This window comes from Streptomyces sp. NPDC088746, assembly GCF_044751065.1.
GTDB lineage: Bacteria > Actinomycetota > Actinomycetes > Streptomycetales > Streptomycetaceae > Streptomyces.
This window is the reverse complement of the sequence record NZ_JBIVLA010000004.1, coordinates 586,845-610,442: the sequence shown is the minus strand read 5'-3', so window position 1 is coordinate 610,442 and position 23,598 is coordinate 586,845. Positions and strand designations below refer to the sequence as shown.

The 23,598-nt window shown below is 71.3% G+C and carries 25 protein-coding genes; 18 read left to right on the top strand and 7 right to left on the bottom strand.

The window, feature by feature from the left end:
- The first annotated feature begins 3 nt into the window (after window positions 1-3).
- From ACIP63_RS21680 to ACIP63_RS21655, 6 genes are all read left to right on the top strand, one after another.
- On the top strand, window positions 4-885 hold the full coding sequence (locus ACIP63_RS21680; RefSeq protein WP_401517896.1) for an enoyl-CoA hydratase-related protein: 882 nt from the start codon (window positions 4-6) through the stop codon (window positions 883-885).
- Window positions 882-1,442, top strand: coding sequence for a DoxX family protein (locus tag ACIP63_RS21675; protein WP_401517894.1), 561 nt, complete (start codon window positions 882-884; stop codon window positions 1,440-1,442). The genes ACIP63_RS21680 and ACIP63_RS21675 overlap by 4 nt, the downstream gene beginning before the upstream one ends.
- Window positions 1,439-2,494 (top strand): MBL fold metallo-hydrolase, encoded by a 1,056-nt coding sequence (locus tag ACIP63_RS21670; protein WP_401517892.1) that lies wholly within the window; start codon window positions 1,439-1,441, stop codon window positions 2,492-2,494. The genes ACIP63_RS21675 and ACIP63_RS21670 overlap by 4 nt, the downstream gene beginning before the upstream one ends.
- 84 nt (window positions 2,495-2,578) lie before the next feature.
- Window positions 2,579-3,733, top strand: a complete 1,155-nt coding sequence (locus tag ACIP63_RS21665; RefSeq protein WP_401517890.1) for an acyl-CoA dehydrogenase family protein — start codon at window positions 2,579-2,581, stop codon at window positions 3,731-3,733.
- Window positions 3,730-4,503, top strand: coding sequence for an enoyl-CoA hydratase/isomerase family protein (locus ACIP63_RS21660; protein WP_401517887.1), 774 nt, complete (start codon window positions 3,730-3,732; stop codon window positions 4,501-4,503). The genes ACIP63_RS21665 and ACIP63_RS21660 overlap by 4 nt, the downstream gene beginning before the upstream one ends.
- A 117-nt stretch (window positions 4,504-4,620) precedes the next feature.
- Complete coding sequence (locus ACIP63_RS21655; protein WP_401517884.1) at window positions 4,621-4,932, top strand: hypothetical protein; 312 nt, start codon at window positions 4,621-4,623, stop codon at window positions 4,930-4,932.
- Window positions 4,933-5,050: 118 nt separating this feature from the next.
- On the opposite strand, the gene ACIP63_RS21650 is transcribed toward ACIP63_RS21655, so the two are convergent.
- Together ACIP63_RS21650 and ACIP63_RS21645 are read right to left on the bottom strand one after the other, a co-directional pair.
- Window positions 5,051-5,833 carry an SDR family oxidoreductase gene (locus tag ACIP63_RS21650; RefSeq protein WP_401517882.1) on the bottom strand — a complete coding sequence of 261 codons (783 nt, stop codon included), beginning with the start codon at window positions 5,831-5,833 and terminating at the stop codon, window positions 5,051-5,053.
- Window positions 5,830-7,308 carry an aldehyde dehydrogenase family protein gene (locus tag ACIP63_RS21645; protein ID WP_401517879.1) on the bottom strand — a complete coding sequence of 493 codons (1,479 nt, stop codon included), beginning with the start codon at window positions 7,306-7,308 and terminating at the stop codon, window positions 5,830-5,832. The genes ACIP63_RS21650 and ACIP63_RS21645 overlap by 4 nt, the downstream gene beginning before the upstream one ends.
- A 212-nt stretch (window positions 7,309-7,520) precedes the next feature.
- On the opposite strand from ACIP63_RS21645, the gene ACIP63_RS21640 reads away from it, so the two are divergent.
- The 3 genes from ACIP63_RS21640 (at window position 7,521) to ACIP63_RS21630 (ending at window position 10,514) form a co-directional block, all read left to right on the top strand.
- Window positions 7,521-8,339, top strand: a complete 819-nt coding sequence (locus ACIP63_RS21640) for an enoyl-CoA hydratase (protein WP_401517876.1) — start codon at window positions 7,521-7,523, stop codon at window positions 8,337-8,339.
- A gap of 50 nt (window positions 8,340-8,389) precedes the next feature.
- Window positions 8,390-9,697, top strand: coding sequence for a class I adenylate-forming enzyme family protein (locus ACIP63_RS21635; protein WP_401517873.1), 1,308 nt, complete (start codon window positions 8,390-8,392; stop codon window positions 9,695-9,697).
- 139 nt (window positions 9,698-9,836) lie between these two features.
- A complete protein-coding gene (locus tag ACIP63_RS21630; protein WP_401517870.1) occupies window positions 9,837-10,514 on the top strand; it encodes a TetR/AcrR family transcriptional regulator in 678 nt (225 codons plus the stop codon).
- An 80-nt stretch (window positions 10,515-10,594) separates the two neighbouring features.
- On the opposite strand, the gene ACIP63_RS21625 is transcribed toward ACIP63_RS21630, so the two are convergent.
- Entirely contained in the window at window positions 10,595-12,139 is a 1,545-nt protein-coding gene (locus ACIP63_RS21625) for a class I adenylate-forming enzyme family protein (protein ID WP_401517867.1), read from the bottom strand.
- Entirely contained in the window at window positions 12,136-13,167 is a 1,032-nt protein-coding gene (locus ACIP63_RS21620) for an LLM class F420-dependent oxidoreductase (RefSeq protein ID WP_401517864.1), read from the bottom strand. Before ACIP63_RS21620 ends, ACIP63_RS21625 begins: the two co-directional genes overlap by 4 nt.
- A gap of 234 nt (window positions 13,168-13,401) precedes the next feature.
- Here ACIP63_RS21620 and ACIP63_RS21615 point away from each other — a divergent pair, with 234 nt between their 5' ends.
- Window positions 13,402-14,598: a CaiB/BaiF CoA transferase family protein gene (locus tag ACIP63_RS21615; RefSeq protein ID WP_401517862.1), complete on the top strand. Its 1,197-nt coding sequence runs from the start codon at window positions 13,402-13,404 to the stop codon at window positions 14,596-14,598.
- A 62-nt stretch (window positions 14,599-14,660) separates the two neighbouring features.
- Window positions 14,661-15,464, top strand: a complete 804-nt coding sequence (locus tag ACIP63_RS21610) for a FadR/GntR family transcriptional regulator (protein WP_401517859.1) — start codon at window positions 14,661-14,663, stop codon at window positions 15,462-15,464.
- Window positions 15,465-15,663: 199 nt separating this feature from the next.
- Here the strand turns inward: ACIP63_RS21610 and ACIP63_RS21605 are convergent, their stop codons facing one another.
- A complete protein-coding gene (locus ACIP63_RS21605; RefSeq protein ID WP_401517856.1) occupies window positions 15,664-16,317 on the bottom strand; it encodes a TetR/AcrR family transcriptional regulator in 654 nt (217 codons plus the stop codon).
- A gap of 168 nt (window positions 16,318-16,485) precedes the next feature.
- On the opposite strand from ACIP63_RS21605, the gene ACIP63_RS21600 reads away from it, so the two are divergent.
- The 6 genes from ACIP63_RS21600 to ACIP63_RS21575 all read left to right on the top strand — a co-directional run bounded on the left by ACIP63_RS21600 (window position 16,486) and on the right by ACIP63_RS21575 (window position 21,132).
- Window positions 16,486-16,680, top strand: a complete 195-nt coding sequence (locus ACIP63_RS21600) for a ferredoxin (protein WP_401517854.1) — start codon at window positions 16,486-16,488, stop codon at window positions 16,678-16,680.
- The gene (locus ACIP63_RS21595; RefSeq protein WP_401517851.1) at window positions 16,677-17,876 is read left to right on the top strand and encodes an NAD(P)/FAD-dependent oxidoreductase; all 1,200 of its coding nucleotides are present in this window, start codon (window positions 16,677-16,679) and stop codon (window positions 17,874-17,876) included. Before ACIP63_RS21600 ends, ACIP63_RS21595 begins: the two co-directional genes overlap by 4 nt.
- Before the next feature lie 35 nt (window positions 17,877-17,911).
- Entirely contained in the window at window positions 17,912-19,123 is a 1,212-nt protein-coding gene (locus tag ACIP63_RS21590) for a cytochrome P450 (RefSeq protein ID WP_401517849.1), read from the top strand.
- Complete coding sequence (locus ACIP63_RS21585; protein WP_401517846.1) at window positions 19,120-19,542, top strand: carboxymuconolactone decarboxylase family protein; 423 nt, start codon at window positions 19,120-19,122, stop codon at window positions 19,540-19,542. The genes ACIP63_RS21590 and ACIP63_RS21585 overlap by 4 nt, the downstream gene beginning before the upstream one ends.
- Complete coding sequence (locus tag ACIP63_RS21580) at window positions 19,539-20,342, top strand: SDR family NAD(P)-dependent oxidoreductase (protein WP_401517844.1); 804 nt, start codon at window positions 19,539-19,541, stop codon at window positions 20,340-20,342. The genes ACIP63_RS21585 and ACIP63_RS21580 overlap by 4 nt, the downstream gene beginning before the upstream one ends.
- Before the next feature lie 127 nt (window positions 20,343-20,469).
- On the top strand, window positions 20,470-21,132 hold the full coding sequence (locus ACIP63_RS21575; protein ID WP_401517842.1) for a TetR/AcrR family transcriptional regulator: 663 nt from the start codon (window positions 20,470-20,472) through the stop codon (window positions 21,130-21,132).
- Between the two features lie 42 nt (window positions 21,133-21,174).
- Here the strand turns inward: ACIP63_RS21575 and ACIP63_RS21570 are convergent, their stop codons facing one another.
- Window positions 21,175-21,324: a hypothetical protein gene (locus ACIP63_RS21570; RefSeq protein WP_401517839.1), complete on the bottom strand. Its 150-nt coding sequence runs from the start codon at window positions 21,322-21,324 to the stop codon at window positions 21,175-21,177.
- A 283-nt stretch (window positions 21,325-21,607) separates the two neighbouring features.
- The gene (locus tag ACIP63_RS21565) at window positions 21,608-22,396 is read right to left on the bottom strand and encodes an IclR family transcriptional regulator C-terminal domain-containing protein (RefSeq protein ID WP_401517837.1); all 789 of its coding nucleotides are present in this window, start codon (window positions 22,394-22,396) and stop codon (window positions 21,608-21,610) included.
- Between the two features lie 211 nt (window positions 22,397-22,607).
- Here ACIP63_RS21565 and ACIP63_RS21560 point away from each other — a divergent pair, with 211 nt between their 5' ends.
- The gene (locus ACIP63_RS21560) at window positions 22,608-23,597 is read left to right on the top strand and encodes an ABC transporter substrate-binding protein (protein WP_401517834.1); all 990 of its coding nucleotides are present in this window, start codon (window positions 22,608-22,610) and stop codon (window positions 23,595-23,597) included.
- Window position 23,598: the final 1 nt, after the last annotated feature.

The following is a 23,598-nucleotide window of genomic DNA, read 5'->3' as shown; positions in this document are numbered from 1 at the left end:
TCCATGCAGAGCACAGGCACCACGGCCTCCGAAGCAACCTCATCCGAAGAGGACGCACGTCCCGTCCTGGTGAGCCAGGCGGGCCACGTGGCGGTCATCACCCTGAACCGCCCGAAGGTCCTCAACGCCATGACCCTGCCCATGGCGACGGCCTACGCGGACGCGCTGCGCGCCGCCGACGCCGACCCGGCCGTGCGCGCGATCGTCGTCACCGGAGCGGGACGCGGCTTCTGCGCGGGAGCGGATCTGGCCGTGCTCCGCCAGGGGCCGGACGCCATCCGCCGGTTCGTGCCGCGGGCCGAGGACCTGCCCGATCTCGCGCTCCGGCTGCGGAAACCGGTGATAGCGGCGATCAACGGACCGGTCGCCGGGATCGGCTTCGCCTACCTGCTGGGCAGCGACATCCGGTACGCGGCCTCCACCGCGACCATCAGCAGCAGTTTCGCCCGGCTGGGGCTGGTCGCCGAGTACGGGGTGTCCTGGCTGCTTCCCCGCGTCGTGGGAACCACCCACGCCCTCGAACTGCTCTTCTCGGGCGGCACCGTCAGCGCCGAGGAGGCTGCCCGCATCGGGCTGGTGCAGCACGTGACCGAGCCCGGCGAGGCACTCACGCGAGCCCTCGCGCACGCCACCGAACTGGCGGAGAACTGTTCGCCGGCCTCACTGGCCGCGATCAAGGCACAGGTGTGGGGGGACCTGGACCGGCCCCGCGACGACGCCGTCCGGCGCGCGTTCGCCCTGATGGACACCTCCTTCGACGGTCCGGACCTGGCGGAAGCTCTGGCGGCCCGCTCCGAGAAGCGCACCCCGGTGTTCGCGCCGCTGCCCCCGGCCCGTACCACCACCGAGAACGACGACGTACCGCAAGGAAGGCTGACCTCGTGACCACACCGACATCCTCACCCCGGCCCGGGACGACGGGCCGCGACGCGGCGGCCCTGGTCCTGCGGGCCACGCTCGGCCCGATGCTCTTCGCCCACGGCTGGAACAAGATCAAGGGGCCCGGCGGGCTGCGGGGCACCACCTCGTGGTTCGAGTCCCTGGGGCTCCGGCCCGCCGCCGCGCACGCGCGGATGGCTGCCGCTTCCGAGCTGGCGGCGGGCGCGGGCCTGGTCCTCGGTGTCGCCGCGCCGCTGCCCGCGGCCGCCGCCGTGGGCCTCATGGCCGTCGCCGCCCGCACCGACCACCGGGGCAAGGGCTTCTTCGTCTTCAAGGGCGGATGGGAGTACACGGCCGTCGTCGCGGGCGCCGCTGTCTCGCTCGCCGCCCTCGGGAACGGCCGCCACTCGCTGGACGCGCTGGTCGGCCGGCGCGCCGAGGGGCCCCGCCAGGCCGCGCTCGCCGCAGGAGTCGGCGCGGCGGCTGCCGCCCTGCTGCTCAAGGTCTGCTACCGCCCCGAGGAAGAGGCGAACGACGGGCCGGGCGACGGGAATCCGGCGTGACGGACGCGCGCGAGCCCGGCCGGGCCGGGGAAGGGGCGGCGGTCCCCGTGCTGATCCGGCCCGGGCTGTGGGCCCTCACCCTGCCGCTGCCCGCCGCGCCGGGCACCGTGACCGTCTACGTGGTGGAGAGTGACGCCGGCCCGTACCTCATCGACGCCGGCTGGGACACCGACGAGTGCTGGTCCGCCCTGGTCGGCGGGCTCGCCCTGCTGGGCACCAGGGTGGAGGACGTACGCGGAATCGCGGTCAGCCACTCGCACATGGACCACTACGGTCTGGCGCCCCGCATCCGCGAGGCGTCAGGAGCCTGGGTCGGCCTCCACCCCCTGGACGCGACGGAGCTGCGGCACTACCGCACCGACCCGGCGGAACGCCTCGCGGCGCTGCTGGGACGGGCCGGGGCGCCGCAGGACGCCATGGACGCGGTCCTCGCCGAAGTGGGGCTGCACTCCGGGCACCGGGTCGGGGGCCCGGACGTACTGATCGAGGACGGGCAGCGGCCCGAGATCCCGGGCCGGGAGCTGACCGCGGTCTGGACACCCGGGCACAGTCCCGGCCACCTCTGCTTCTGGGACGCCAGGCACCGGCTGCTCTTCGCCGGCGACCAGGTGCTGGCGCGCACGGTCGTGGCGGTCCAGGAACCGCGCCGTACCGGGGACGATCCGCTCGGCCGCTACCTCGAATCCCTGGACCGGCTGGAACTGCTGGAACCCGCCGAGGTGCTTCCGGCGCACGAGGAGCGGTACACCGACCTCCCCGGCAGGCTGACCCAGATCCGCGCGTACCACGCGGGGCGTCTGTCGGACACCGTCGCGATCCTCGCCCGGGGCCCCGCGACCGCATGGGAGATCGCCGGGCTGCTGCGCAAGCGCGGCACCCTCGATGGGCTGCGGGGCTTCCCGCTGCACGCGACCGTCAGCCGTGCGACCTCCCTGCTGGCGCGGCTGCGGGCGCAGGGACTCGCGCAGGAGCTCCCCGGCCCGCCGGCCGAATGGATGTTGACGGACCGGGGCGCCCAACAGCTCGGCCGCGCCACCGTCGGCCGGAAGTGAGCGGCTGTCGCATTCCTTGAGTTTATCGTCTTACTGTTTTAACTTAGATTGAATAGATGGGTCGCTACTGTCGGGGAGGTACGCGTGCGGCGCAGGCTCTACGAACCGGAGCACGAGCAATACCGGTCAACGGTCCGTGAGTTCGTCGAGCGGGAGGTGGTCCCGCATCAGGCGCGGTGGGAGGCCGAGCGCATGGTGGACCGCTCCACGTGGCTGGCGGCGGGCCGGCAAGGCGTGATCGGTCTCGCGGTACCCGAGGAGCACGGCGGCAGCGGGGTGGACGACATCCGTTACCGCAGCGTCGTCATCGAGGAGCTGGCACGGGTGGGAGCCGCCTCCCTGAACTCCGGATTCGGCCTTCAGGACGACATCACATTGCCGTACCTGATGGACCTGGCGACGCCGGAGCAGAAGAAGCGGTGGCTGCCCGGACTCGCCGCCGGCGAGCTGATCGGCGCCATCGCGATGACGGAACCGGGAGCGGGCAGCGACCTGCAAGGCATCCGGACCACCGCCGTGCGGGACGGAAGCGACTGGGTGCTCAACGGCGCCAAGACCTTCATCACGAACGGAATCGCCTCCGACCTCGTCATCGTCGTCGCGCGCAGCGACCCGGAGGGCGGCTCACGAGGGCTGAGCCTGTTCGTGGTGGAGCGCGGCATGCCGGGCTTCACCCGCGGGCGGAAGCTCGAGAAGATGGGTCTGCACGCGCAGGACACGGCCGAGCTCTTCTTCGACGACGTGCGCGTCCCGGACCGCAACCTCCTCGGCACCGAGGGCCGCGGCTTCCTCCACCTCATGGAGCGCCTGCCGCGGGAGCGGCTCGGCATCACGCTCCAGGCCCTGTACGGCGCTCAGGCCGTCCTGTCATGGACGGTCGCGTACACCAAGGAGCGCACCGCATTCGGCAAGCCGCTCGCCCAGTTCCAGAACACCCAGTTCGAACTCGCCGACATGAAGACCGAGATCGATGTGCTCCAGGCGTACGTGGACGCCTCGATGCTCGCGCTCAACGACGGTGAACTGAGCGCGGTGGAAGCGGCCCAGGGCAAGCTGGCCACCACGGAGGCGCAGCGCCGGATCGTCGACCGCTGTGTCCAGCTCTTCGGCGGATACGGCTACATGATGGAGTACCCCGTCACCCGTGCCTACATCGACGCCCGCGTGCAGACCATCTACGGCGGCACCTCCGAAGTCATGCGCACCATCATCGCCCGCGACCTCACGGGCATGCGATGAGCGCGGGGCTCCGCGTCGAGCGCCGGGGTCCGGCCGCCCTGCTCACTCTTGACCGCCCGGAGCGCCGCAACGCCCTCACGCCCGAACTCGTGGGTCGCTTGGCGGACGCGGTCGGCGAGGCCGGGGACGACTCGGGCGTCGCCGCTGTGGTGATCACCGGCGAGGGCTCCGCCTTCTGCGCGGGAGGCGATCTCGTCGCGCTGTCAGCGGTGGCGGAGGGCGGCGCACGGGCGGTGACCGATACGGTCTACGGTCAATTCCACCGACTGGTGAGGGCGCTGGCCGCCGCGCCCGTTCCCGTGATCGCGGCGGTGAACGGCCCCGCGCTGGGTGCCGGTCTCGATCTGGCGCTCTCCTGTGACCTGCGCTGTGCGAGCACCGACGCCGTCTTCGCCAGTTCCTGGATCGGTGCCGGACTGGTGCCCGGCATGGGCGGAGCGCATCTCCTCACCCGGGCCGTCGGCAGTACCCGGGCCGCGGAACTCGTCCTCACGGGACGGCGTGTCACCGCCGAGGAAGCTCTCGGCTGGGGACTCGTCGGCGAGGTGGTCGAGCCGGAGCGGCTGATCGCGCGGGCCCTGGAGCGGGCGGAGGCCCTGGCGGGGCTCTCCCGGCCGGCGCTGCACAGCAGCAAGGAAGCCCTGCGGCGGGCTCTGGGTGCCGATTTCGAGGGCGAGCTTGCGGTGCTCGGCGCGATCCAGGGCGGTCTGCTCACCTCGCCGGAGTTCCGCGCGGCTGCGGCCGCGTTCAGCCGGCGCCGCACCTCTTGAGTCGTGGCTAATTCAGTTATACATTCCAAGGCCCGGGGTGGGGGCCCCACCGAACCGGAGCTCGGCACGGCCGACGGCAAGGCCATCCCGCGCGACGCCCAGCGAAGGAGCTTCCAGATGAAGCCACGAGTCGGACAGACCCTCTCCAGCACGGTCGACACCACGACGGTCATCGTGGTCCGGGCACCGCAGCAGGAGGTCACGCTCACCTGCGGCGGCGCTGCGATGGTCGATCTCCGGGCGGGCGGTGAGAGCGGGAACGGCGTCCCCGACCCGGCATGGATGACGGGAACCCTGCTGGGCAAGCGTTACGCCGACGACGGTCTCGGCCTGGAACTGCTCTGCACCAAGGCCGGTGACGGCGCCCTGGCTGTGGACGGAGCCCTCCTTCCGGTCAAGGGTGCCAAGCCGCTTCCCGCATCCGACTGACCCATCCGGAACCGGTGCGGCGCCACGTGGTCCAACGCCTGGCCGTGGACGCCGACACCGCCTGAATCGCGGCCCGGGAGCGTGGCCGGCGGATGCCGCCGGCCACGCTCCCGCGTTCTCAGGGCCGCAGGATCCAGCCGCCGTCGACGTGGATGACCTGGCCGGTGATCCAGTTGCCCGCCGGGGTCGTGAGCAGCAGGAGGGTTCCGGCCAGCTCCTCCGGCTCTGCGAACGGCTGCATGGCGGCGACCTGGCTGATCATCTCGCGGAACGCCGAGCCCTCGGGGACGAGTCCCTTGCCGGCGTCGCTCTCGACCATCCCCGGTGCGATGGCGTTGGCGGTGATCCGTGAGGGGCCCAGGTCGCGGGCCAGGGTGGTGGTGAGGCCGACCAGTGCCAGCTTCGTGATGCCGTACAGGGTGCTGGGCGGGTACGCGCCGCCGGACGTCTGGTTGACGATCCGGCCGCCGCCGCGTTCCCGCATGTACGGGACGACGCTGCGGCTGCACAGGTAGGCGCCGTTGAGGTTGACGTCCATGACGTGCTTCCAGTGGCCGTAGTCGCACTCCAGCACCGGCCCCGGATGCACGGTGGCCATCAGCGCCGCGTTGTTGACCAGGACGTCGACTCCGCCGAACGCGGACGCGGCGGTGCCGGTCATCGACTCCACCGAGTCCGGATCGGTGATGTCGACCCCGACGCCGATCGCCCGGTGTCCCTCCGCCTCCAGCCCGGCGGCCACCTTCGCGGCGCCGTCCTCACGGATGTCGGCGCACACCACGGCCGCGCCGGCGGCGGCGAGTGTGCGGGCGTAAGTCTCACCGATGCCGCCCGGTGCGGCGCCGGTGACGATCGCCACCTTGCCGTCCAGTGACCAGTCCACCGATACTCCGCCGCTCATGCCGATGCTCCGTTCCCGCCGATGGCCACGCTCTTGGTGCGCAGAAACTCCTCGAACCCCTGCCGTCCGCCTTCCTTGCCGACCCCGCTGATACCCCATCCGCCGAACGGCCGGCCCACTGCCAGGTTGGCGGCGCCGTTGACGAGGACCTCACCCGTCACCAGCTCCTCCGCGATGCGGTGCGCGCGGTGCAGTTGCTGGGTGTGGAGGTAGGCGGAGAGGCCGTAGGGGGTGCTGTTGGCGATCTCGACGGCCTCGTCGTCCGTGTCGAACGGTATGACGGCGAGCACCGGTCCGAACACTTCTCGTTGGGCCAGGTCGCTGTAAGGGTCCACGTCGGCGAACACCGTAGGCCGGAGGAAATAACCGCCGGCGAGATCCCCTTCGACGCGCGATCCGCCGGTGACGAGTCGAGCTCCGTCGGACTTCGCCTTCTCGATCACGCCGAGTACGCGGGTGAGGGCGGTTTCGTTGATCAGCGGCCCCGAGACCGTCGTGGGATCGAACGGATCACCGCTGGTGATCGTCGCCGCGACCTGGGCCACCTTCTCCAGGGCGGCTTCGTAGATCCGGCGCTGCACCAGCATCCGCGTCGGGAAGGCGCATCCCTGACCGGTGAGCGTCCCCACGGACATGAGGGTGCCCAGGGTGCAGGCAGTGTCCAGGTCCGCGTCCTCCAGCAGGATGTTGGCGGACTTGCCGCCCAGTTCGAGCACCGTCGGCTTCATCGTCTCCGCACAGCTGCGCAGGATCTTGCGCGCGGTGTCCGGGCCGCCGGTGAAGGACACCTTCTCCACGAGAGGGTGGGACACCAGGGCTTCACCGGCCGCCGCGGTGCCGGGGAGGATGTTGACCACACCGGGCGGGAAGCCGGCTTCCTCGACCAGGTCGGCGAACAACTCCGCGGAGTAGGGAGTGAGCTCGGACGGCTTGACCACGACGGTGTTGCCGGCGGCCAGCGCCGCCGGGATCTTCATGGCCAGCGAGATCAGCGGGCCGTTCCACGTGATGATCACCCCGATCACCCCGTACGGCTGCGCCAGGGTGTAGGCGAACTCGCCGTCCGCCGCGAACGACGAGGTGACCTGGCTCTCCGACTTGCCGGCCCAGCCCGCGTAGTACCGCGTCCACTCGGCGGACGTCTCGACGAAGTGCGCACCCAGTGCGAAGGGTGTTCCGTTGTCGAGGGTGCCCCGCCGGGCGAACTCCTCCCCGTTCTCCTCGATCAGGTCGGCCAGCTTCAGCAGCTTCGCCCGGCGCTCCGAGGGACGGGTGCGGCGCCAGGCCCGGAACGCCTCGTGGGCCTCCCGCACCGCCTCCTCGACCTCGGCGGGCCCGGCCAGCGGAATCGTCGAATCCACTGAACCCGTCACGGGGTTGACGTGGTCGAACGTGCCGCCCGCGCCCTCGGAGCGGCGACTGTCACCGATCCGCAGGTGCACGGCGGGTGGTGTCCGGTCGATGGCTGTGGTCACGGTTTGCCCCTTCGTTCGACGCGTGCCGGGAGGTCTCCCGGCACATGGGCGGTTCCTCGCTCGGTCGAGAACCACCGTGTGCGCCTCGGCCCGGTACACATCGGACCGGAGGCACGGCTCTTGTTCCGGTGGTTTAATCATGTTACTAAATAAGAGAGGTGCGAGGCTTTGATCCGACGGATGGCCCGCCACCGATCTCTGGAGGAGAGCGCGTGACCGCTGTTGCCCGCGACGAGGGGCCTCTCGTAGCCGTGTCCCGGCCGGCCGACGGCGTGGCCCTTGTTCTGCTCAACCGGCCCAGCCGGCGCAACGCCCTCACCCGGGAATTCCTCGGCCTGCTCGTCGACGCGTTCACCCGGCTGCGGGCCGAGGCCTCGAACGGGGAGGTGCGGGCGGTGGTCGTCACCGGCGCGGGCACGGCGTTCTGCGCCGGCCTCGACCTCACCGAGGTCGCCGAGCAGGGCCCACCCGACGTCCGCGAGCTCGACGTGGTCACCGCCCTCACCTCGGTCGGCGTACCGGTGATCGGCGCCGTCAACGGACCCGCGGTGACCGGTGGTCTCGAGATCGCGCTGGCCTGCGACTTCCTGGTCGCGGGCGAGAGCGCCCGGTTCGCCGACACCCATGCCCGGGTCGGCATCGTGCCCGGTTGGGGCCTCACGGCCCGCCTGCCTCTGGCGGTCGGGCAGGGGTGGGCCCGCCAGATGTCGGCCACCGGGGACTACGTGGACGCGCGCACCGCCGAACGCATCGGACTGGTCAACTCGGTCGTCCCGGACAGCCGGTTGCTGGACACCGCGCTGCGGCTGGCCGGGTCGGCCGCCACGGTCGACCCGCACGTGCTGGCCACGGTCCGCACCCTGTACGACGCGGCCGCCGAGGAAGGCGCCGGCGCGGCGGGGGCGGGGGAGCGGGCGATCTGGGAACGGGGCGAGGCCGTGGGTGACCAGCAGGCCGTCGCGTCCCGCCGCCTGGCCGTCCTGGAGCGGGGACGCGGCCAGCTCGCGGGCGGGACCGAAGACGAAACGTGAAAACCGCCGCCGGACCGCCGGAGGCATCTGTACGCATCGGAGTGATCGAAATGCTCGCACCTTCGAGTCCCATCCACGTGCCGGCCGGCGAAGCGGTGGACGTGCTGCCGGCGGCGTTGGCCGCCGGCGCGGCGGCCCACCCCTCGACACCGCTGACGTTCCGCGACCCGACCGGCGTCTGGCAGGTGTCCCTGGCGGAGATCCACGAGCGGGCGCTGCGGGTGGCGACGGGCCTGGCGGCCATCGGCGTACGGGCAGGCGACGTGGTGGCCGTCCAGTTGCCCGGCGGCCTCCCCACCGCGGTCGCTCACGCGGCCGTGCTGCTGCGCGGTGCGGTGCTGCTGCCACTGCTCTCGACGACCGGAGCGGCGGAGACGCGGTTCGCGCTCCAGCGCTCCGGGGCCTCGGCACTGATCACCACGGCCTGGCGCTCCCACGACGCACTGCGCGGACGCCGCGCGTCCGACGGGCCGTCGCCGCTACGCCGGGTGATCGCCGTATCGGGGACGTGGCCGGCCGCCGGTGTGCCGTCGGACGCCGTGGACTGGGCCGCACTGGAGGCGTTCCGTCCGCTGCGTCCGGACGCGGTCGTGCGCCCGGACGACCCGGGCGTGCTCGTCCGCACCCATGGCGCCGGCGGGGCCAAGGGTGTCGTCCACACCCACCGTTCGGTCCTGTCCGAGGTGGCGACCCTGCACACCAGGGTGTGGCGCGGGTCGAGCCGGAACATCCATCTCGACCCGTTCCCGCCCGGACACGTCGCGGGTCTCACAGCCCTGCTGGACGCGCTGCTGCACGGTACGTCTCTCGTACTCCTGGAACGGTGGAACGCGGACGCGGCGTTGGAGCTGATCCATGGCAGGCGTGTGACCTCGTCGGCCGGTACGCCCGCCCAGCTGATGGCGCTGCTGGACGTGGCGGAAAGCGACGCGCGCGGAGTGGGGACGCTCACGGACTATCTCGTCGGCCGTGGTCCGGTGCCCCCCGGGCTGCTGGAACGCGCCGACCGTGCCGGGGTGACCGTCTGCCGCGCATACGGCTCCGTCGAGCATCCGACGGTCACCGCGGGCACCGCCTCCATGCCGCCGGACAAGAGGGCCACGACCGATGGCCGGCCGATGCCCGGCAACGAGGTGCGGATCGTGGACGCGGAGGGCGGCGTGGTGCGCGCGGGACAAGAGGGCGAGATCCAGACGCGCGGTCCCGACCGCTTTCTCCGCTACTGGCTTCCGGAGCGCGGGGAGCCCGATCTGACCGCGGACGGCTGGCTCAGGACGGGCGACGCCGGGCGGCTGGACGCCGAGGGGTTCCTGACGGTCACCGGGCGTGCGGGCTCCGCCCTCACGCGTGTCGCCTGAGTGCCCACTCCAGCCCTCGACGGGCCGGCCGTCATGAGCGGTATGAAAGTGGCCCTTTCGTCTCGCGTCCCGGGCGACGGTCCGGTCAAGGCTTCGGGGCAGGAGCACGCCATCTCCTCAGGGACTAGGCTGCGACGCCATGAAGCGTGAAACGCGGCAATCAGGTTCTCGCGGCCGGGAGCAGGCGGCCGAGCGCGCGTGCATCATCGACGCCGCCTACCGGGTGCTGGCCGCGAGCGAGGGCGCGTCCGCGTCGGTGGGCGACATCCTGGCCGAAGCGGGGCTCTCGACCCGTGCCTTCTACCGGCACTTCGGATCGAAGGACGACCTCGTGCTCGCGATGTTCCGGCGGGACACGGACCGTGTGATGGCCGAGCTGCAGAGGTCCGTCGCCTCCGCGCCCACGCCGGAGGACGCACTGCGCCGATTCATCGACGGCACACTCCATCTGGCGGCCGACCGCCGTCGCAGGCAGCGGGTGCTTGTCATGACCTCCGAGCAGGCCATGCGCGCCCGCGGCTACGCGGCGGAACGCGCACGCTCCCAGGCGGGGCAGGAGGCCGTCGTGGCGCTCGTTCTCGAACAGGGCCGTGACGGCGGAGCGTTTCCGTGGGCGAAGGACCCCGGCGCCGACGCGCGGGCCATCTGCGCGCTGTTGCGGCAGGCGTTCGACGAGCAGATCAGCGGGGCGGCGAACATGTCCGCACAGGAATCCGCCGACCGTGTGGTGGATTTCGCGCTGCGCGCGCTGGGGGCGTCGCCCGGCGGGACCGACGCGGTCGCAGCCGAGCGGCCGGAGCGTGCGGAAAGCTTCTGACGCCGCCCTTCCCTGGACGACGGCACGCCCGAGGGCCGGCCCACGGTGTGGCTGACGCCGTGTGGGCCGGCCCTCGGGGCTCAGCCGGTCGCGCCCCCGGACGCGTCGTCGAGACGCGCACGCAGCTGCTGCTTGAGGATCTTTCCGGCGGGAGTGCGCGGTAGCTCCCGCACCACGATCAGGCGTTCCGGCGTCTTCTGCCGGGCGAGCCCGGACGCCGCGAAGTGGGCCGCCACGTCGGACAGACCGAATTCCGCGCCGTCCCTGGGCACGACGAACGCGCACACCCGCTCGCCGTAGCGCGCGTCCGGCTCGGCGACCGCCGCGGCCTCGGCGACCGACGGATGGGAGGCGAGGACGTCCTCGACCTCCTTGGACGAGATCTTCTCGCCGCCGCGCACGATGATGTCCTTGAGCCGGTCCGTGATCGTGAGGCAGCCGTCGGCGTCCACCCGGCCCGCGTCCCCGGTGCGCAGCCAGCCGCCCTCGGCCAGCGCCCCTTCGTTCAACGACGCGTCACGGTACCCCGCGAACAGTTCGGGGCCGCGTGAGAAGACCTCGCCGTCCTGGCCGGGTGGCACGTCCCGGCCGTCGGGACCGACGATCCGTATCTCGCACCCGGGCATCGGACGGCCGTCCGTGTACGCACGCCAGGCCACCGGATCGTCCGGGCGGCCCGAGGTGATGGTGGGGTGTTCGCTGGACCCGTAGGCGCGGTAGGCGGCGATACCCGCCCGATGCGCCCGCTCCACCAGTACCGGAGCGACGCTCGCCGCGCCGACGAGGTAGTCGCACAGGGTGCCCAGGCTCCGCCCGGACCGTTCCGCGGCGTCCAGGAGGCCCGCCAGGTGGAACGGCACCCCGGCCGAGGCGGTCACCCCGTGCGCGCTGATGAGGTCCAGCGCCGCTTCGGGGTCCCACTTCTGCATGAACACGGTCGGCGTGCCGAGAATCAGCGCGCGCAGCATCACCCCGAGCGAGGCGATGTGACCCGGGGGGAAGGGGTTGAGGTAGACCAGTCCCTGGCGCGATCCGGGCATGTTCCCGATCTCCGACAGCAGCGAACGGTGCGTGTGCTGCACGCCCTTGGGGTCGCCCGTCGTACCCGAGGTGTACACCAGCGCGGCGATGTCGTCCGCCGCGGCGGCCGGCGCGCCGGGTCCGGAGGGCGAAGCCGCCAGAGCGCTCCAGGGCACGGCTCCGGTGCCGGGGGAGGGCTCCCCGACCGCCACGACCCGGAGGCCGTCGTCGGCCGCCCCGGCCGCTCGCTCCCGTACCCGGTCGGCAGTCGCGATGAGGGCCTTGGCGCCCGATTGCCGCAGGATGAAACCCAGTTCCCGCGGTCCGTAGATCGTGACGACGGGCAGCAGGACCGCGCCGCGCAACAGCACGGCCGCGTGGGCGACGAGGCTCTCCACCCCGTTCGGGAGCTGCACGACCACCACGTCGCCGGGGTCCACGCCGAGATTCGCGAGCCCCGCGGCGGCTGCGGTGGCCTGCTCGTGCACTTCGGTGAGCGTCAGTTCCCGGGTGCCGTCGGGCGTGTGGAAGACCATGGGGGCCGCCGCGTGTTCGACGGCCGCCTCCACGATGCGCGCGCCCAGTGTCGTGATACCCCTGCTCACAGCCACCCCTTCACCTTCTCCACCAGGGCGACGGGGTCGGTGCCCGCTCCCGGTTCCACGTTCAGCATCGTCACGCCCGACTCGCGGTAGGCGGCGATGCGCTCCCGGACGAAACCCTCCGGGCCGAGCAGGTTCGTCCGGTCGATGAGATCGTCGGGTACGGCGGCTTCGGCTTCGCGCTTGCGGCCCGCGAGATAGAGGTCCTGGATCACCTCCGCCTCCTTCTCGTAGCCGTAGCGGCACACCAGTTCGTTGTAGAAGTTCTTGCCGCGCGCACCCATCCCGCCTATGTAGAGGGCGAGTTGCGGGCGGGCCAGGTCGCGCAGAGCGGCCCTGTCCTCACCGATGGCCAGGATCCCTCCGGCCACGACGCGCAGTTCGCCGAGGTCCGGCGACCGCTCGGCGCGTCCGGCCGCCAGGGAGGGGCCCCACACCTCGGCCGCCCGCTCGGGCAGGTAGAACAGCGACAGCCAGCCGTCCGCGATCTCGGCGGTGAGCCGTACGTTACGGTCGCCCAGCGCCGCGAGGAAGACCGGCACGGCGGGCCGCACGGGACGAGTGATCATCTTCAGCGGCTTGCCCAGCCCGGTTCCCCGCTCGGCGGGCAGCGGAATGGTCACCGTACGCCCGTCGTGGACGACCGTCTCGCGACGCAGTGCGGCCCGTACGACCTCGACCGTCTCCCGGGTGCGGGCCAGCGGCTTCTCGTACGGGAGGCCGTGCCATCCCTCCACGACCTGCGGACCGGAAGCCCCGAGGCCCAGCAGTGCGCGACCGTCCGAGAGGGCGTCGAGCCCGCCGGCGGTCTGCGCGAGAAGCGCGGGCGTGCGCGAGTAGACGTTGACGATGCCGCTGCCGATGAGGAGCCGTTCGGTGCGGGCGGCGAGGTATCCCATCAGGGTGGGGGCGTCGAAGCCGTACGCCTCCGCGACCCAGGCGGCGTCCAGTCCCGCCTGCTCCATCGCGACGGCCTCCGCGGCCGCCTCGCGTGGATCACGGGCGTATTGAAGGGTGGTGCTGAGCTGCATCGGAACCGACTCCCTTGTCAGAACGCGCGTCGAGGTCCGGTGTTCGGCCGTCACCGCGGGCGCTGATCGTCTGCGCCGCGCCGGGAAGGCTCGCCACCGGGACTCCCCGTCGGCCCGATGTTCCCCGCGGGCTTCCGCATACGCTACATCGCTTACTAGGTTAGCGACTAGAGGAAATGTGGGAGTGATACCGCAGGCGCTGCTGCGCCTTCGGCCGGACCGGAAGGAGACGTCATGGAGCGCGAACAGCCGTGGCAGGCGGCGGCAGGAACGGACCGGGAGGGGGCGGCGGGCGCCGCCGGAACAGGACCAGGGGACGCGCCCCGGGGGCCCCTGCACGGGGTGCGCGTCGTCGAGCTGGCCGGCATCGGCCCGGCGCCGATGGCGGGGATGCTCCTCGCCGAACTCGGCGCCGACGTCGTCCGGATCGCGCGCCCGTCCGGGCAGGTCCTGCCCGACCTGCTGGCACGCGGAAAGCGTGAGCTGGTCGTCGACCTCAAGCAGCCCCAGGGCGTGGAGACGGTCCTGGGTCTGGCCGCCCGTGCCGACGTCCTGCTGGAGGGCTACCGGCCGGGTGTCGCCGAACGCCTCGGCCTCGGCCCGGACCGGGTCCAGGAGCGCAACCCCGCGCTGGTCTACGGCCGGATGACCGGATGGGGCCAGTACGGGCCGCGTGCCACCACCGCGGGTCACGACATCAACTACCTGTCGATCACCGGGGCGCTGGCCGCCATCGGCCGCGCGGGCGGGCCGCCGCAGGTGCCGCTGAACCTGCTGGGTGACTTCGGCGGCGGCTCCCTCTACCTGGTCACCGGAGTTCTCGCGGCCCTGCACCACGCCGGGGCCACCGGAGAGGGCCAGGTGGTGGACGCGGCGATCGTCGACGGCGTGACCCATCTGTCGTCGATGATCTGGTCCGAGCGCCACCACAACGGCTGGCGCGACGAACGCGGCAGCAACATCCTCGACACCGGGGCGCCCTTCTACGACGTGTACGAGACCGCCGACGGCGGCTGGTACGCGGTCGGCGCGCTGGAGCCGCAGTTCTACCGGCAGTTCACGGAACTCCTCGGGGCCCCGGAGTGGGGCGACAAGCAGCACGACCGGGCCGGGTGGGAAGGGATGCGCGAGGCGTTCGCCGCCAGGTTCGCCACCCGCACCCGCGCCGCCTGGGACGAGGTCTTCTCCGGTACGGACGCCTGCGCGACACCCGTGCTGGACTGGGCGGAGGCGGAACAGGACGCTCACCTGCGGGCCCGTGACGCACACGCCCGTACCGACGGACACACCGTCCCGGCGCCGGCTCCGCGCTTCTCCAGGACGCCCGGGCGGCTGGCGCAACCCGACCCGGGTGACCGGGACGTGCTGAACGACTGGGGTGTCGAGGGTGCGGGGGAGCCGGACCGCGTGGGTGTCACCGGGGCGCGATGAGCGGCCCGACCTGACTATCCTCGGTGGTTCAGTGATCCATGTCGATTCACGGAGGAGCAGCCATGGCCCGGTCCGAGCCGGCGAGCAAGCAGGAACGGCCGCTCGCGGAGCCGCAGACCGCGATCCGGCCGCCCAAGACGGGGGAGCTCGTCGCGCGCCGTCTCCGGCGCATGATCGTCGAGGGAGAGCTGAAGGAAGGTGACTCGCTCCCCTACGAGGCGGCTCTCGTCGAGCACTTCGGAGTGTCCCGGCCGACGCTGCGTGAGGCGGTCCGGGTCCTGGAGTCCGAAGGGCTGGTGGAGCTGCGCCGTGGCTCACGCACCGGTGCCCGGGTCACGTTCCCCGGCGCGGAGGCCGTGGCCAAACCGGCCGGCCTGCAGTTGCAGTTGGGGGGAGCGACGCTCGCGGACGTGTACGTCGCGCGTGGCGCCATCGAGCCGTTGTCCGCCAGGCTCCTGGCGGAGAGCGGCGACGGCGAGGCGTACGACGCCCTGGAGGCCGCCCTGGAGGAGACCCGGAGCCGGCTCGGCGAGGTGGACCTCTTCGCCGCCGCGTCCGCCCGCTTCCACCTGCGGCTGGTCGAACTGTGCGGCAACCAGACGCTGGCCCTGATGGCCGGCATGATCCACGAGATCATCCTGCGCCAGACCCAGACGGCGGTGAGGGCGAGTTCACGTGACCAGGCCGCGCCCGACGCCGAGGCCTCGTACGAGCGGGCCCTGCGCGCCTACGCGAAGCTGGTGAAGCTGGTGCGCGCGGGCGACGGAGAGGCCGCCGAGGTGTATTGGCGCCGGCACCTGGACGCCTCCGACCAGCTGGTTCTCGCCGGTCACGAGGCGACCCGGGTGCTGGACGTGCTGGACTGACACCGGGGGCGCCGGCCGGGTGGAGCTCGCCCGGCGACGCGGCGCCCCCCGGCCGAAGCCGAAGTCCCGGTACACCGCACGGTGGGCCGGGACTTCGTGCGTCATGCGCGCTTTCTGCGACGCCGGCACCGGGCTCCATGCCTTCCGGCCGGGCGGCAGACCACCGGTCGACCGCTGATCGGGTGCGTCACAAGGGGCGTCAGACCGTCTCCGGGCCGGTGGTGGTCAGTGAGCGGGTGAGTACGTCGATGAAGTCGTGTACGCCGTCGTCCGGACCGTCGCCGCTGAGGGGGCGCCCGAGGAGGATCCGCCCGTGTACCGACGACCATACGGAGAGCGCTGCCTCCTCCGGGGTCTGGGAGAGCCGCATGCCGGTTCCGGCCAGCCGGGCGACTGCGCGGCGCCACCGCTGCCCGACTTCGTCCGGGCCGGATCCGACGAGCTCCGATGCGCCGAACATGATGCGGAAACTCGCCGCGTTGTCCTGAGCGAACCGGCAGTACGCGTGGGCCAGGGCGGCCAGGCGCTCGCCGGGCGGCAGCGTCGTGGACTCGGCGTCCGCCCGGTCCATGGCGCCGAGAAGTTCTTCGAAGAGCAGGGCGAACGCGGCCCGGCTGAGCGACTGCTTGTCCGGGAAGTGCCGGTAGATGGCCGGGGCTGTGATGCCCGCCTCGCGGGCGACCTCTCGCAGTGACAGCGGGACGGGCTGCATCCGCGCCTCGTCCCCCATCAGGCGAAGCATCGCGTCGAGAATCTCCGACCGCAGTTTCTCGCCCTCGCCCCGGACGTTGCGTGACCGGGCTCTGACCGGAGCCGACGCAGCCGAGCTGGGCTTTTCGGGATGTCTGGGCATGCACGCAGCCTTGCACACGGGCGGTCGCGGAACGCGCGTGGTCTGCCTCACAGTCCGCGACCCGGGACGAGTTGGCCTCCTATCGGTAAACGGGTGTATATACATAAGCGTTCACTTAGTGGTGGGCGCGGCTCGGCATCCCGCCGTGCCCTCCGGGATTGGAGCACCATGCAGATCACCATCGACGAGGCCAAGTGCTGCGGCGCCGGGCAGTGCGTCCTGGTCGCCCCGGACGTCTTCGACCAGCGTGACGACGACGGAGTCGTCGTCCTCCTGGACCCGGCTCCGCCGGCCGGACTGCTCGACGCCGTCCAGGAGGCCGCCGCCGTCTGCCCCGCGGCAGCCATCGAGGTCCGGGCGTGACGTCCCGCGGCGTCGTGGTCGTCGGCGCTTCCGCCGCCGGTCTGGCCGCCGCCGAGGGGCTGCGCCGCTTCGGCCACGGCGACCGGATCGTCCTGGTCGGTGACGAGCCGCACCTCCCCTACGACCGGCCGCCGCTCTCGAAGCAGCTGCTGTCCGGTGAGTGGGACCGGGACAAGCTCCAGCTGCGTACCGCTGCCGCGTACGAAGAGCTCGATGTCGAGCTGAGGCTCGGTACCCCGGCCGGGTCCCTGGATGTCGCCGGCCACCGGGTCGGGCTGGCGGACGGGACCTTCCTCGACTACGACCAGGTCGTCGTCGCCACGGGCGTACGGGCCCGGACCCTGCCCGGTACCGAGGGCATCGAGGGCGTCCACGTCCTGCGCACCCTGGACGACGCACTCGCACTCATGACGGAGCTGGCAGCACGCCCGCGCCTGGTCATCGTCGGCGGCGGGTTCATCGGGGCCGAGGCGGCAGCGGTCGCCTCCGGGCTCGGCTGCGACGTCGTGATGGTGACGGACCAGCGGGTACCGCTCGCCGACGCGGTCGGCGCCGACATCGGCGGCATGCTGACGGAGGCCCACCGCGAGCACGGCGTACGCATGGAGACGGAGGCGCTGGTCGAGGCCGTCGTGTCCGACGGCGTCCGCGCCACGGGCGTGAAGCTCGCCGACGGCCGGATCCTGCACGCGGACACCGTGCTCATCGGCATCGGCGCCCGGCCCAACGTGGAGTGGCTCGAGGGCAGCGGCCTGGCCGTCGGCAACGGCGTCCTGTGCGACCCCACACTGTGCGCGGCCCCGGACATCTGGGCGGCCGGCGACGTGGCCTCCTGGCCGGACCCCGTCACCGGGGACCGGCTGCGCATCGAACACCGCACCAACGCGTCGGAGCAGGGCCTCGCCGTGGCCCGCAACATACTCGCCGGTCCCGGGAAGGCGAACGTTTTCACGTCGGTGCCCTACGTGTGGTCCGACCAGTACGACATGAAGATCCAGATCTACGGCCGTACCCGGGGAGCGGACGCCGTGCGGATCGTCGACGGTGACCTCGCGTCGCGTAGGTTCACCGCCCTCTTCGGCCGGGACGGACGAGTCACCGCCGCCGTGGGCGTCAACATGGTCCGCCCGCTGCGAGCCCTGCGCCCGCTGGTCGCCGACCGCGCCGACTGGGCGTCCGTCCCGGTCGCCGCATAGCCCCTCCGCAGAACATCAGAGCTAGGAGACCCCCCATGACCCTCTCCGCACCCGAAGAGACACCCGCTTTCCCCCTGACGCGCGGCTGCCCCTTCGCCCCTCCCGAGACCGCCACCGCCTTCCGTGAGACGGGCGCCCCGCAGCGGGTCACGATCTGGAACGGCAGCACCCCGTGGCTGATCACCCGCCACGACCACATCCAGCAGATCCTCGGTGCGAGCGCCCCGGTCAGCGCCGACGTCACCGACCCCGGCTTCCCCAACACGAGCTCCGCGCAGCCCGCCGTCGAAGGCAACATCTTCTTCCGCAAGGACGGCGACCAGCATCTGCCGATCCGGCGCATCCTCAACCCGGACTTCACCGCCAAGCGCTCCGAAGCACTGCGCCCGCGCCTCTCCGAACTCACCGACCAGCTCATCGACGACCTGCTCGCCATGGAAGGGCCGGTGGATCTGATCGAGCACTTCGCGCTGGCGCTGCCCACGGTCGTGATCTGCGAGGTGCTGGGCGTCCCGTACGAGGAGCGGCACGCGATCCACGAAGCCTCGAAGAAGATCGTCCAGCTCAGTCTTCCGCACGACGAGAAGATGGCCGCGCACGCCGCGATGACGGCCAACCTCAGCAAGCACATGGAGCACAAGCGCAGCCATCCCGACGACAAGCTGCTGTCCCGGCTGGTCAACGTGCACGTGGACGAGAAGGGCGACCTGACGTTCGACGAGGCCGTGGGCCTCGGCACGCTGGTGATCGGCGCCGGCCACGAGACCACGGCCAACATGATCGGCCTCGGCATCCTCGCGCTGCTGCGCGAGCCGGAGCAGCGGTCGATCCTGCTCTCCGACCCGGCGAAGTACGCCTCGACGTGCGTCGAGGAGATGATGCGCTACTGGAGCATGGTGCAGACCGAGCCGCGCCGCGTCCTCACCGGTGACATGGAGGTGGGCGGCGTCCTCCTCAAGGCGGGCGAGGGCATCATCTGCAACCTGCCCGCGGCCAACCGCGACCCGCTGGTGTTCGCCGAGCCCGAGAAGCTGGACGTGTCCCGCGTCGAGCGCAAGCACATGGGATTCGGCTACGGCATCCACCAGTGCCTCGGCCAGAACCTCTCCCGCGTCGAGATGCAGGTCGCCTGGGTCCGGCTCTTCGAGCGGATCCCCACCCTGCGGCTCGCGGTGGACGAGAGCGAACTGCACTTCCACGACGACGCCCTGACCTACGGGCTCGAGTCCCTCCCGGCCACCTGGTGAACGCGCCCGGCGGAAGAGCGGGCGCGGAGCAGGCCGACAACTTCGCGCACCTCGACGACATCGGCCGTGCCACACAGGCCGAAGTGCTGGGTTTCCCTGCCGAGATGATCGAGAACGATCCGGGCTCCGTGAGCGACCTGGCCACCAAGGTCATCTTCGGTGACCTCTGGAACAGACCCGGACTGACAGTACGGGAACGGCGCATCATCACGCTCACCGTCCTGGCCGTGCTCCAGGCCAACCAGGTGCACGCTCCGCTCCACATCAGGGCGGCGCTGGAGAGCGGTGACCTGACCGAGGACGAACTGCGGGAGATGGCGGCCCAGATCGCCTTCTACGCGGGCTGGCCGGTGGCCACGTCCTTCGAATGGTCCGTGGACAAGGCCACCGGAAAGAAGACGGAAGTGGAGGACCTGTGACCAGGAGACTCGAAGGAAAGCGCGCCATCGTGATGGGGGGCGGCCAGACGCCCGGCACCACGACCGGCAACGGCCGGGCAGTCGCCCTCACCTTCGCCCGCGAAGGCGCCGACATCCTCGTCGTGGACAGGGTGCTGGAGTCGGCGGAGGAGACGGCGGAGCTCGTACGGAAGGAAGGCGGGACCGCGACGGCCCACCGGGCCGACATCACGTCGGAGGCCGACTGCGCCGGCATCATGGACGCGGCGCTGGAGGCACTCGGGCACGTCGACATCCTCCACAACAACGTCGGCATCGTCCCGGCCGGCCGCACCGAGGACCTGCCGGTCGAACGCTGGCGGCAGGGCTTCGAGGTGAACCTCACCGGCATGTGGCTGACCTGCAAGGCCGTGCTTCCGCACATGCGGGAACGGGGCAGCGGAACCATTGTCAACATCTCCTCGATGGCGGGCCTGCTCGCCGGCGGCGAGACCATCGCGTACAGCACCTCCAAGGCGGCGGTTCACGCCCTGACGAGGAACCTGGCGCTGGAGTACGCCCCGCACGGCGTCAGGGTGAACTGTGTCGCCCCGGGCATGATGGACACCCCGATGGGAGTGGATGCGACGGCCCGCGCCGGAGGGGTGGACCGTGCGGAGGTCGCGGCGCGGCGCGCCGCGATGGTGCCCATGGGGCATCAGGGAACGAGTTGGGACGTCGCGAACGCGGCCCTGTTCCTGGCATCCGGGGAGTCGGCCTTCGTGACCGGCGTCGTCCTCACGGTCGACGGCGGGTTCACCCTCCGGGCCGGAGTGCAGTAGACGAACGTGATCGCCCTGTCCCCGCCGACGTCGGCGGGGACAGGGCGATCACATGTCGGCACACGATGCCCCGAGCGCCCCGTGAGACAATTCCGCTTTCGTCGGTGGTCGGAACGGGGAGCAGGTCATGGCTGGCGTGGACGATGCGGCCGGCGCCGAGCAGGACGCGGGCCGGGCGCGACGCACCCGCGCGGGGCGGCCTCCGCTCACCGAGCGGCGTAAGGAGAACGCACGCCTGGACATCGCCCGGGCGGCTGTGGAGCTCTTCGCGGAGCGCGGTGTGGAGGGGGTTTCCGCCGCCGACATCGCCGAGTCGGTGGGCATCTCCACCCGTACGCTGTGGCGCTACTTCCCGTCCAAGGAGGAGTGCGTCGCACCGCTCCTGGCGCTGGGTGTCCGACGACTCGTTCAGCAACTGGGGGACTGGCCGACGGACAAGTCGTTGCTGGAGGCGCTGCAACGGGAGGACTGGATCGCGGCGGAGGGCCCGGACACCGCGCGGCTCGTCCTCGATCTGATGCGGCTGACCCGGACGGAGCCGAGTCTGCAGACGGTGTGGATGCGGCAGACCTTCGCCGCCCAACCGGCGGTCGCGGAGGTGCTTGCCGAGCGTGCCGGGCGGGAGCGGCCCGCGATGGAGGACAACGTGCAGGCGGGCATGCTGCTGGCGGCCATACATGTGGCAGTCAGGGACTTCGCCTGGCGCCGGCCCGGCGAGGACGACGGCGGCACCTTGGCGGACGCCTTGCGGAGCGCGCTGGCGGTGGCAGTGCGCGGGCTGCCGCTCTGAGAGGTCCTGTGCGGGGCCCTCGGCTCAGGGTCGGCGCATGCGTCACAACGACCCGTCGCGAAGCACCTTGTCCAGCAGATCGGTGACGCCGTTCTCCATGATCGAAGGGGTGAGGGTCGTCTGCTGGCGTCCGAGTGCGGTGGCCGAATGGCCGTAGCCGCCCCTGGCGAGCGTCTTGATGGTCGCGTCCACGGCATCGAGCGAAAACAGGCAGCAGTTCTTCCACGCCACGGCAGGACCGAGTCGACTCCGTGGCTCTCCAGGCTTGCTGGACAGTGCTCCGACAGCGCTGGCAGGTCAGAACCATTCACCGATAGCAGCGATCAGGACGGTGGCCTCGAAGCGCACTGCGAGCTTGTCGAACCGTGTGGCCACGGCCCGGTCGCGCTTGAGGTGGTTGATCCCGCCCTCGGACATGCGGCATGGCTGGGCAGCGGTTCTTCACTGCGGCGCAGCCATGCCGCATGCCGGACGGTCAGGGGCCGGCGACCCGGTGCAGGTCGGTTTCGATGGCGGCGGCGCATTCCTGGAGCCGAGGCACCATGGCACGGAGTTCGTCGAGGCTGCGCATGCCCGCGCTCGCGGCGATGTTGGCCGCGGCGATAACGGCTCCCGACCGGTCACGCACGGGGGCGGCCACGGCTCGCAGCCCCTGGTTGAGTTCCTGATCGGCGAGGCAGAAGCCGTCGGCCCTGGCCGTCTCTATGACCGCGCGCAGCTCGTCGGCGCTGCGGAGCGTGCGGCCGGTCAGGGGCTGGAGCTCGATCCGGTCCAGGTAGGCCAGGAAGGCGTCGTCGGGCAGACCTGCGAGCAGTACCCGACCCATGGCCGTGGCATAGGCGGGGAACCGGGAACCCACGTTGATGGACACGCTGATCACCCCGCCGGCCGGAACCCGGGCCACGTGCACCACGTGATCGCCGTCGAGCACGGACAGTGCCGTCGTCTCGCGCACCTCGCGCATCAGGCTCGTCAGGTGCGGTTCGGCGATCTGGGGCGTGGACAGTGCCCGCAGGTACGCGTGCCCGAGTTCGAGGGTCTTGGGGGTGAGGCCGAAGAGCGCTCCCTCGCTGCGTACGTAACCGAGCTTGAGCAGCGTCAGCAGCGAGCGCCGAGCCGAGGCGCGGGACAGACCGGTCGCCTTGGCGACGTCGCTGAGCGAGCGGGACGGATGGTCGGCGTCGAAGGCTCTGATCACTTCGAGCCCGCGCGCCAGTGACTGGACGAAGTCCGTGTCCCCAGGCCCGTCTTCGAGCAGTTCCATGTCTTGTCTCCCAGTCCCGGCGGTGGCGGCGACCACTTTCCCACATCCGTCGGAGGGTTTCGCCGTCGGACACGAACAGCAGTGTACGCACAGCGAACGGTTGTGCGTGCGTCTAGCGCACGGGTGTTCAGATATGTATGGTCCTCCTCACGCACATCTGGTCCGGTTCGCCGGGCCCCTGTCTCGTGGAGGAACGATGGAGTTCCCGATCATGCGCAGAAGGACGGCGCTGGCGGCCGCAGCCGGACTGGCTCTGTCGCTCACCGCCTGCGGTAGCGGAGAGTCGTCGGGAGGGGGGCTGGTCCCCTCGTCCAAGACGCCGGTGACCGTGCAGGCCGGTTTCATCCCGGTCATCGACGTGGCCGCGCTCTACCTGGGGGAGAAGCAGGGATTCTTCTCCGAGCGCGGAATCAAGCTCGACATCAAGACCGCCCAGGGCGGCGCGGCCCTCGTGCCGCCGGTGGTCAGCGGGCAGTACCAGTTCGCGTTCAGCAACATCGTCTCGGTCCTCTCGGCCCGCGGCCAGGGCCTGCCCTTGAAAGTGATCGCCTCCGGATCCAATTCCACGGGTACCGAAGGCAAGGACGTGACGATGATCAGAGTCCCCAAGGACAGCCCGATCAAGTCGGCGGCCGACCTCGCGGGCAAGAAGGTCAGCGTCAACACGCTCAACAACCTCCTCCAGATGCTGGGCCAGGCCGGAGTGGACGCGGACAGGGGCGATTCGGAGACGGTCGAGTTCGTCGAAATGCCCTTCCCCGACGCGGTCACCGCGCTCGGCAAGGGCGACATCGACGCCATGGTCACCGCCGAGCCGTTCGACACCATCGCCGCGGACGCGGGCACCCGGGTCATCTCGTCGCCCTACCTCGACCTGGCCGAGACCAGCCTGACCACGTCGGTGTACTTCACCTCCGAGGCACAGCTGAAGAAGAACCCTGAACTCTTCACCGCCGTGAAGGCCGCCATCGACGAATCACTGGCCTACGCGCAGGCACACCCCCGGGAGACCCGGGCACAGCTCTCCTCGTTCATGAAGATCGACCCCGCGGTGGCCCAGAAGGTGACCCTGCCGACCTTCGCACCCGAGATCAAGCCGGCCTCCGTCGAGACGTTCGTCAAGACCGCCAGTGCGTACGGCCTGATCGACGACGACGACATCTCCTACGACGACCTGGTGTGGTCGGGAACGGCCGACTGAC